Origin of the sequence: Desulfococcus sp., assembly GCF_050178255.1 — a bacterium.
In the GTDB taxonomy this organism is placed as follows: Bacteria; Desulfobacterota; Desulfobacteria; order Desulfobacterales; family Desulfococcaceae; genus Desulfococcus; species Desulfococcus multivorans.
On sequence record NZ_JBFXGG010000121.1, the window covers coordinates 1 to 8,714 of the forward strand.

Here is an 8,714-nt window from a genome sequence, read left to right on the forward strand (position 1 = left end):
CATCATGGATCGGCGGATTCAGTCTCCCCCCCATCACCATTCTTTTCATGGTGGTGGTGGTCTATTTTTTCGGAGGGTGCTTCATGGACTCTCTGGCTCTCGTTATGCTGACCGTTCCGATTTTTTTTCCCCTGGTCGTATCCCTGGGGTATGATCCCATATGGTTCGGGATCATCATCGTGATGGTGACGGAGATGGGGGTCATCACGCCACCCGTGGGAATCAATGTATACGTGGTTTACGGTGTTGCCAGGTCGCTGCCGGGGGGCATGTCCCTGGAAGCCATTTTCAAGGGTATCATGCCGTTCATGCTGGCGATCCTCGTGGGCATTATTATTCTCGCTGTTTTTCCTCAGATCATTCTGGTGCTGCCGAACCTGATGTACTGACCGGATAACCAACAGCTGTCTGTATGCGTTAGCCGTATCCTTCCGGCACCGGCCTATGGAAGTCGAAAGTTGAGCAATATTCTTTTACGGCGGGGGGAAAGAGACGGTTGACAAATATTGGGTTCCATGTAAACTATTGAAAATAGAAAATTGCGCCACTTGAAAACCGTTTGGGAACGGAACGGGTGGGAATGGAGATATTCGACCATGGAAAAAGACAAACCGATCCAATGGCGGCTGAGATCCAAGATATGGCTCGAGGTGGAAGGTCGTCCGGTCATGGGTGAAGGTCGCATGGCCATGCTCCAGGCAATCTATCGCCACGGATCGATCATCGAGGCCTCACGGGAAACCGGGATTCCCTATCGCAAGATGCGGGGAGCCATACGGGACATGGAAAAGATCATTGGCCGGCCTTTGGTCCATGCCTACCGGGGGGGCGACGACGGCGGGGGAGCCGTCCTGACGGCGGATGCCCTTTCGCTGATCGATTCCTTCAAGAAATTCTCGTCCGACGTTCAGAAGGAAGCGGGTGTTCGACTTTAACGGCACAGGCAGTAATTTTATGCCACCGAGTGGCAAAATTTGCCATTCGGGTTTGACACATCAATAAGGAGACCCTATCGCATGAAATCATTTGATGCGTTGCTCGCGGAATCGGCCGAGCGGCACGGGCACTTGTGTGCCGGCCAGGTCATCGGGGTGCGCATGGCCATGTTGGGGTGCCGTTTAGTCGGTATCGAAAACCCCAAAGCGCCGCAGTTCCGTAAGAAACTGATTGTCTATGTTGAAATCGATCGATGTGCCACCGACGCCATCGAAAGCGTGACCGGGTGCCGGATGGGAAGACGATCCCTGAAATTCAAGGACTTCGGCATCAATGCAGCGACATTCGTTAATATCGATACAAGGGTGGCCTACCGCATCGTGTCTACGGAAACCTCCAGGAATATCGCGAAAGAATACGCCCCGGAGGAACGGGATATCCGCCGTCAGCAGTTGGAGGGCTATAAACGCATGCCCGACGACCTCCTTTTCGAGGTGCAGCGGGTCGGGGTGAACCTGCCTGAATGGGAAATGCCCGGACCGCCGCGTCGTCACGCGGTGTGCAGCCGGTGCGGCCAGATGGTCCGGGACGGTCGGGAGGTTCGCATCGGCAGTGAAAGCTTGTGTCGGTTGTGTGCCGGAGAAAGTTATTTTTACCCCATCGCGGATCCGGATAACCGGATGCATGGGGATTCATTTAAGGAGATCGGAACATGATTCAAGTCGTCAGAATCGAGGATGCGGTAGGACACCCCCTGGCCCATGACGTTACTGAAATTCGACCGGGTGAATTCAAGGGACCCGCATTTCATCGGGGGCATATTCTGAGTTGTCGGGATCTGGATCATCTGCGCCGGCTGGGAAAAGAGCATCTCTATATCCTGAAGCCCGAAGGCGACGAAGTCCATGAAGATGATGCCGCCAAGGCGATTGCCGGGGCGCTCTGCGGCGAGGGGGTCGGTTGGCACGATGCTCCTCGGGAGGGAAAAATTCTTCTTCGTGCCACCCGGGACGGAATGCTTAAAGTCGATGTGACGGTTCTGAATCGTTTCAACGCCATTGGGGAAGTGATGTGCGCCACTCGGCACACACACACCCTGGTCAAGCGGGGTGAGGAGGTGGCGGCTACCCGGGCCATTCCACTGCTGATTTCCCGGAAAACCCTCGAGGCGGCCGTCAGTGAAGCCCGGAGCACCGATGCCGGCGTCCTGCAGGTGCTGCCTCTGAAGCGGGCCGAGGTCGGTGTCATGATTACCGGCAGCGAGGTGTTTTACGGCCGAATTGAGGATAAGTTTCAACCCATAATCCGTAAAAAGGTGACGGATCTGGGCGGCCATGTGATCGATGTCGTGTTTCTGCCCGATGACGACGCCCTGATTGCCGAGGCGGCGCTGAAGTTCGTTGAACGCGGCGCCGATATTATCGTCACGACGGGCGGCATGTCGGTGGATCCCGACGACCGTACCCGGTTTGCCCTCGCACAGGCCGGTGCGGTGGACATGGTATACGGTTCAGCGGTGCTTCCCGGGGCCATGTTCATGATCACCTACCTGAAGGGGATTCCCGTATTGGGCATCCCGGCCTGCGGCATCTTCGCGACGACCACCGTTTTCGATCTGATCTATCCCCGGGTGCTCACCGGTGAAAAGATCACTCGCCGGGAGATTGCCGAACTGGGCCACGGCGGCCTGTGCCTCAACTGCAGGAAATGTGTTTACCCGATGTGTCCTTTCGGAAAATAAGAATCGCCCCGGCGGGGCTTATCAGGAGTGGTAGATGATCGATGATCTGGCGATAGGGCTGGAAGAGGCTCTTGGAATGACCTTGGATCGAGTCGTTCCTCTCGCAGCGGAGACGGTGGCGTTGATCGAAGGTGTCGACCGGGTGGTTTCCCACGACTTGGCGGCTCTGGTGGACTCCCCGTCTGTTGACGCCTCCCTGAAAGACGGCTACGCGGTGCTTTCCGAGGAGGTGGCTGCCGCCTCCGCCGAACACCCCGTGCGGCTTTCGGTGACCGGTATGATGGCTGCGGGTGAAAAACAAGATATTCGGGTGGTGCCGGGGACGACGGTTCGGGTATTGACGGGTGCTAAAATTCCCACCGGCGCCGATGCGGTGGTATCCGAGGAGTTCGTCAGGATCGAAGGCCGCGAGGTGCTTGTCGGGACGTTTGCTGAAATCGGCCGCAATATTTTAGCCCGGGGCAGCGACGTCGGTCGTGGGAAGGTCGTTGCCAGAAAGGGCAGCCGCCTGACGCCGGGTATGGTGGGGATGTTGGCCGCCGCAGGCCACAGCAGCGTTTCGGTGATTCGGACTCCCATGGTGGGGATTCTCGCCACCGGTGACGAGGTCGTGGCTCCCGGCCAGCCTTTGCCCGAAGGAAAGCTTTACGCCAGCAACATCACCACTCTGGGGGCATGGTGCCGCCGCTATCGGATGAAGACCCGACTGGCCTTGGTCCGTGATGATCCCGAAGAGATCTACAATGTTTTGAAAACGCTTTCGAATCATGCCGACGCCGTTGTAACCAGCGGCGGAGCCTGGACCGGAGACCGGGATATGGTGGTGCGGATTCTCGATCGTCTGGGATGGCAACGGGCGTTTCACCGGATTCGTATCGGTCCTGGAAAGGCTGTGGGATTCGGCCTTCTGGAGGGAAAGCCGGTTTTCATTCTTCCAGGCGGACCGCCTTCCAACCTGATGGGTTTTCTGCAGATCGCTCTTCCGGGGTTGTTGAAATTGGCCGGTCACGGTCGGCCGGGCCTGCCCGTTATTCCGGTTCGAACCGCATCGGATCTTCTGGGCCGCCATCCTCGCTGGACTCAGTTCATTTTTGGAATGATCGAAACACGGTCGGATCTTCCGGTTTTTTATCCCCTGAAAGGGGCAAGCCGCCTACAATCCATGGCCGAGGCCGAAGCCGTTATCGCCATACCTGAGGGCGAAACCGTGATTCCGGCCGGCACGGTGATTCCGGCGCAACTTTTGGAATAATCCATGCAAGACGGAGGGACCCACGACTGCCGAATACAGGGATTCAGGCTCCCGGGATGTCGCCGGAAGAAATGAGGAATCTGGCCTGAACAAGGTCGGCCAGGGCAAAGACGTCATCGATATGGAACCGGGGCACGCCAAGATCCATGGGCACGTCCGACATAACGGCAAACAGCGTGCCCGGATTTGCTTTGTCGTGCATGGGGTGCCGGTGGGCTGTGCTCAGGAAGATTTCGATCTGAGGCATCCCGGCGTTTTTATAACCTTCGGTCAAAACAATGTCCATATCCGATAGCTGTTCGGCGACAATCCGGTTGAGATCGACCTCCTTGGCCACATCCTTGATGACCGAAAGCTTCCAGGGGGAGGAAATAACCACGGCATCGGCCCCGGCCTGTTTGTGACGCCAGGTGTCCTTGCCTTCGTGGTCGATGTCGAATCCGTGGGTGTCGTGTTTGACTGTGCCGACCCGGTAACCCCTTCGTTTCAACTCGGGGATGAGCTTTTCCAGAAGAGTGGTTTTCCCCGAGCGTTTCTTGCTGACGATCGAGATGACGGGCGGTTTCACGTCAGGCCTCTTTTTTTTGCAGGATTCGGGGGAACTACCAGGACCGGCAATTTTGCGCCGCGAAGGACGTTTTTGATGGTCGCCCCGACGGAGGTCCCGGTGATGAAGCCCTGGTGGGCGCCCATGACGATAAGGTCGCAATTGTGTTTCCCGGCCTGGGTGATGATGTCTTCCACCACCTCGCCGTCCGTGAGGACGATCTCACGGGAATGGTATCCACAGGCGTTGTCTTCGATACCCGCTTCGGCGCAGAACTTCTCCAGCGCTTCACGGATCACTCGATTTCCGGATCTTTTGTCGATCAGATTATCCCGGGCTGTTTTAGCGTGGGCTTCCGTATACGACTTCCATTTCTCTTCCCCCAGCATTCCCCGGAGCTGGGATTCCACGTATTCCGGTATCTTTTCGATCACGTGAAGCAACACCAGCGTCGCCTGGTACCGGGTGGCCAGGGAGGCGGCGAATTCAAAGGCCGGTATGCAGTTTTCGGTGAGGTTCGTGGCTAAAAGGATGGATGAAACGGATTTCATACTGTCTTCGCCTTCCTGAGAGCTGATGTTGGCTTACCGTCGTTCCCGGATATCGGCGGGGATGTCATTTCGGCCCCTCCCGCCCGCTCCGCATGATCAGTAGGATAATAATGTTCGAAACTTATGTCAATATCGTTCGTTATCTTCAGATCGGTCGCCGGGAAGGACCGAAGATCCCCGCCATGTATAAACTCTCGGCACCCGGGCCATAACCGAGGAAACCACCTCGTAGTTGATGGTTCCCAGCCACCCGGCGATCTCGTCGGCGGAGATGCTTTCGCGGCCTTGATTCCCCAGGATCACCACTTCATCCTCGGCTTTGATGCCGGGGACATCACCGACGTCGAGCATGGTCAGATCCATGCAGATCCGCCCGATGACGGGTACCCTGAGGCCCCCGGCCAACATGATCCCGCGAGAGGAGAGCCCACGGGGATATCCATCCGCATATCCTACCGGGACCGTGGCGATAACGGTGGGCTTCGGGGTTGTGTAGGTGCTGCCGTAGCTCACCTGAAATCCAGCAGGAACGGATTTGATCTGTGCGATTCTGGCCTTCAGGGTCATGGCGGGGATGAGGTCTATCCGGGATCTGGCGACGTCGTTGGAGGGATACAGGCCGTAAACGGCGATACCCGGACGAACCATGTCGAGATGGGTTTCCGGCATATCGATGACGGCCCCACTGTTGGCGGCATGGCGCAGGGGAAAGGTGACGCCGCTTTGAGCCAGTTCGGAAAGGGTTGTCATGAACCGTTCGAACTGGCGTCCGGCACTGGTTTTATCCCGATCGTCGGCGGAAGCAAAGTGGGTGTAGATGCCTTCCGGGATGAGCCCCTCGAGATGGGCGATGCGTTCGATTTCCCGAACACTGTCCGATCCGTGGAGGATATCGAGATCTGGTGCCGCAAGCCCGATTCGGCCCATTCCGGTGTCAAGCTTGACGTGAACCGGAAGGGGTTTCCCGGCCGCAAGAGCGGCTGCCGACATGGCCTTGGCCGTGGCATGGGAAAACACGGTAGGAGTCAGATCATATTTCAGCAGATCCGCCGTGGCGTCGGGAGCGGTATATCCGAAAAGCAGTATGGGGGCAGTTATCCCGGCCCTGCGGAGTTGGATGCCTTCGTCGATTCGGGCCACCCCCAGCATGTCCACCCCGTCGGCCAATGCCTGCCGTGCCACCGGTATCAGGCCGTGGCCGTAGCTGTTTGCCTTGACGGCAACGAGCATTCGAACCGCCGGACCAATGAGGCGCTTCAGGGCTTTCAGATTGTGGTGAATGGCGCCCAGGTCGATTTCCGCCCAGACGACATGTTTTTTCAGAGATTTTTTTCGTTCTTCTCCCATTCCAATTCCTCGCGCGTCAGTCTTTTCCCTCACCGTAGGCGCAGGTGTATGCGGCGAAAATCTTCATCACCCAACGGGTTCGAGGTCCTGGGGTTCCGTCGCCGAGCGTCCGGTCGTCCATACGGACAACGGGAAGGATCTCCTTGTTGGAGGCGGTGATGAAGATTTCGTCCATCATCGGTATCTCATTCTTCTGGATGTCTCGAATGTCGATGTCGAATTCATTCTGCATCAATTTTAATACAACCTGACGGGTAATGCCAGGTAAAACGGCTGTGCCGGGCGTCACCAGGTGATCTCCGAAAAAAGCGAAAAAGTTGGTGGTGGTGCCTTCAAGGATACGATTGTATCGATCGGTGTAGACCGCTTCCACGGCGTTCTCCCGTCTCGTACGGGAGAGGGCTATGATGGCGGGAAGGTAATGGGTGCTCTTGGCGCCGGGAATATAGCGTTCGTGACAGGTGGTGATGACGGTGACGCCGTTCCGGTACCATTCTTCCGGGTACGGATGCTGAGGGGTCACCATGACCAACAACTTAGGGTTGTTGCCGGGAGTGATGGAATCCGGGCTGACCCCCCCGGTGATGACAATCCGGATGTTGGCCTCCGTCAGATCGTTACGGGACAAGGTCTCCATCGTGATGTCGAGAATTTGCCGACGGGTCCGAGGCATGGGCAGATCGAGCAGTCGGGCGGAGGTTTCGAGACGCCGGATGTGGTCTTCCAGATGAAAGGGGCGAAGGTTGTACGTGCGCAGAAAGTCGAAGACCCCGTAACCCCGGAGCAGTCCGAGGTCGTTCACGGAAATCATCGCCTGATCTTCCTTAACGAAATGATCGTCTATGTAAAACACGTTCATCGCGCCCCCTTTTTCTGTTTCAGTGCGGAATGTGTCTGAATGGATGCTCAAGACGGGCCTGCTGATTTATGCTACGGCATCTGGCAGAAAAACGCCAGTTTTTCCAACTGTCTTCTTTGAGGTTTTTTTCTTGCGATTCTTTTGTGTTCCGGCGATAATTTCCCTTCAAAGCTTTTGAGGTTCGTTATGCCGACCGGAATGAGATGATGTCAGGGCCGGTCGGCGGCTGGGCCCTTTGATAACTCAACGGGAGATGTTTACAGGGAGGAATACTCATGGAAAAAAAATACACGATAGAGGAAGGCATGGATCGGCTGAAAACAGAATTACCTGATGTGGCCGGCGCCTTTGGGCTCCTGCGGACTGAAGCCACCAGGGACGGCCTGCTGAATGCCCGGACGAAAAGAATCGTGATGGTCGCGGTGTCCGTAGCCCAACGCTGTGAACCCTGCATCCGGACCCATGTCAAAGCGGCTGTCGAAATGGGGGTGTCTCGTGGGGAAATCCTGGAGGCTTCAGGAATATCCATCCTGATGGCGGGTGGTCCCGCCATGGCGTATACGGCAACGGTGGTCATGGAAGTTCTGGATCAGATGGGCGTTTGAGTGCAGGCGTGTTAAAAATAAATGCATTTCAATGAGTTGAAATATTTTTTGGGTTTGAATAAAATAGCTTGATTTTTGTTGTCGTATCATTGTATTTCGCGCGAAAAAGGGCTCATGCCCAATGGCATTTTCGGTCCCAACGATGTTTACAACAAGGAGAACATTCATGGAACATACGCCGGCCATCGCGGAGCGCTCGTCCGACCGTCAGGCACCTTCGTTTTTAGAGGAGGCGGACGACGAACCTCCTGATTCCTCCGAAGTCTTGAGACATCCCCAAGCATCCTCAACCCCACCCAGGGGGAAAAGCGCCAAAAACGGTTTGATCGTGCGCTTTCCCGTCAGTCGAACAACCGCGACCAACCCGGTTTCACGCATGTTCCGGAAGCGCTTTTTTCCCAAGGTATCCGGAAAACTCTGGAACGATTGGCACTGGCAGGTTGCCCATCGGATCCGCACCGCGGCGGAACTGACCCGATATATCCCTCTGCTTTCGAAGGACGAGGAACAGGCGCTGTATCAGGCGGATATCCGCTTACCCCTTGCCGTTACACCCTATTACATGAGTCTGGTATCGCCTGCGGATCCGGATCAGGCCCTGCGTCGAACAGTGGTTCCGGTATATCAGGAACTGATCAGGACGCCCGGGGAGGCTGACGACCCCCTATGCGAGGAGGCTCAAAGCCCGGTCCCGGGACTGGTACACCGCTATCCGGACCGGGTGTTGCTCCTGGCCCTGGATTTCTGTTCGACCTATTGCCGCTATTGCACCCGTTCCCGGGTGGTGGGGCATGGGGCCCTGCATCCTACCCGAACCCGGCTTGAAAGGGCGTTGACCTATATCGAATCCAAACCGGAAATCCGAGACGTGCTCCT

At 56.6% G+C, this 8,714-nt stretch carries 10 protein-coding genes and 1 pseudogene; 7 read left to right on the forward strand and 4 right to left on the reverse strand.

The window, feature by feature from the left end:
• The 5 genes from AB7S84_RS14920 to AB7S84_RS14940 all read left to right on the forward strand — a co-directional run.
• Positions 1 to 389, forward strand: a 389-nt coding sequence (locus tag AB7S84_RS14920) for a TRAP transporter large permease subunit (protein ID WP_428155418.1), incomplete at its 5' end; no start/stop codon positions are given.
• Positions 390 to 596: 207 nt separating this feature from the next.
• Entirely contained in the window at positions 597 to 935 is a 339-nt protein-coding gene (locus AB7S84_RS14925; protein ID WP_020876209.1) for a winged helix-turn-helix domain-containing protein, read from the forward strand.
• A gap of 81 nt (positions 936 to 1,016) precedes the next feature.
• Positions 1,017 to 1,652 (forward strand): FmdE family protein, encoded by a 636-nt coding sequence (locus AB7S84_RS14930; RefSeq protein ID WP_020876210.1) that lies wholly within the window; start codon positions 1,017 to 1,019, stop codon positions 1,650 to 1,652.
• The gene (locus tag AB7S84_RS14935; protein WP_428155421.1) at positions 1,649 to 2,677 is read left to right on the forward strand and encodes a molybdopterin-binding protein; all 1,029 of its coding nucleotides are present in this window, start codon (positions 1,649 to 1,651) and stop codon (positions 2,675 to 2,677) included. The genes AB7S84_RS14930 and AB7S84_RS14935 overlap by 4 nt, the downstream gene beginning before the upstream one ends.
• Positions 2,678 to 2,711: 34 nt before the next feature.
• Positions 2,712 to 3,929, forward strand: a complete 1,218-nt coding sequence (locus tag AB7S84_RS14940; RefSeq protein ID WP_428155423.1) for a molybdopterin molybdotransferase MoeA — start codon at positions 2,712 to 2,714, stop codon at positions 3,927 to 3,929.
• Between the two features lie 43 nt (positions 3,930 to 3,972).
• On the opposite strand, the gene mobB is transcribed toward AB7S84_RS14940, so the two are convergent.
• From mobB to AB7S84_RS14960, 4 genes are all read right to left on the reverse strand, one after another.
• Positions 3,973 to 4,497 (reverse strand): molybdopterin-guanine dinucleotide biosynthesis protein B, encoded by a 525-nt coding sequence (gene mobB, locus AB7S84_RS14945; RefSeq protein ID WP_020876213.1) that lies wholly within the window; start codon positions 4,495 to 4,497, stop codon positions 3,973 to 3,975.
• A complete protein-coding gene (locus AB7S84_RS14950; protein ID WP_020876214.1) occupies positions 4,494 to 5,027 on the reverse strand; it encodes a universal stress protein in 534 nt (177 codons plus the stop codon). The genes mobB and AB7S84_RS14950 overlap by 4 nt, the downstream gene beginning before the upstream one ends.
• A 126-nt stretch (positions 5,028 to 5,153) precedes the next feature.
• A complete protein-coding gene (alr, locus tag AB7S84_RS14955) occupies positions 5,154 to 6,374 on the reverse strand; it encodes an alanine racemase (RefSeq protein WP_020876215.1) in 1,221 nt (406 codons plus the stop codon).
• Positions 6,375 to 6,390: 16 nt separating this feature from the next.
• Entirely contained in the window at positions 6,391 to 7,233 is an 843-nt protein-coding gene (locus AB7S84_RS14960) for an aminotransferase class IV (RefSeq protein ID WP_428155427.1), read from the reverse strand.
• A gap of 275 nt (positions 7,234 to 7,508) precedes the next feature.
• Between AB7S84_RS14960 and AB7S84_RS14965 the strand changes: the two genes are divergently transcribed.
• On the forward strand, positions 7,509 to 7,838 hold the full coding sequence (locus AB7S84_RS14965) for a carboxymuconolactone decarboxylase family protein (RefSeq protein ID WP_428155429.1): 330 nt from the start codon (positions 7,509 to 7,511) through the stop codon (positions 7,836 to 7,838).
• Between the two features lie 166 nt (positions 7,839 to 8,004).
• Positions 8,005 to 8,714, forward strand: a pseudogene (locus tag AB7S84_RS14970) (KamA family radical SAM protein); the annotation flags it as partial.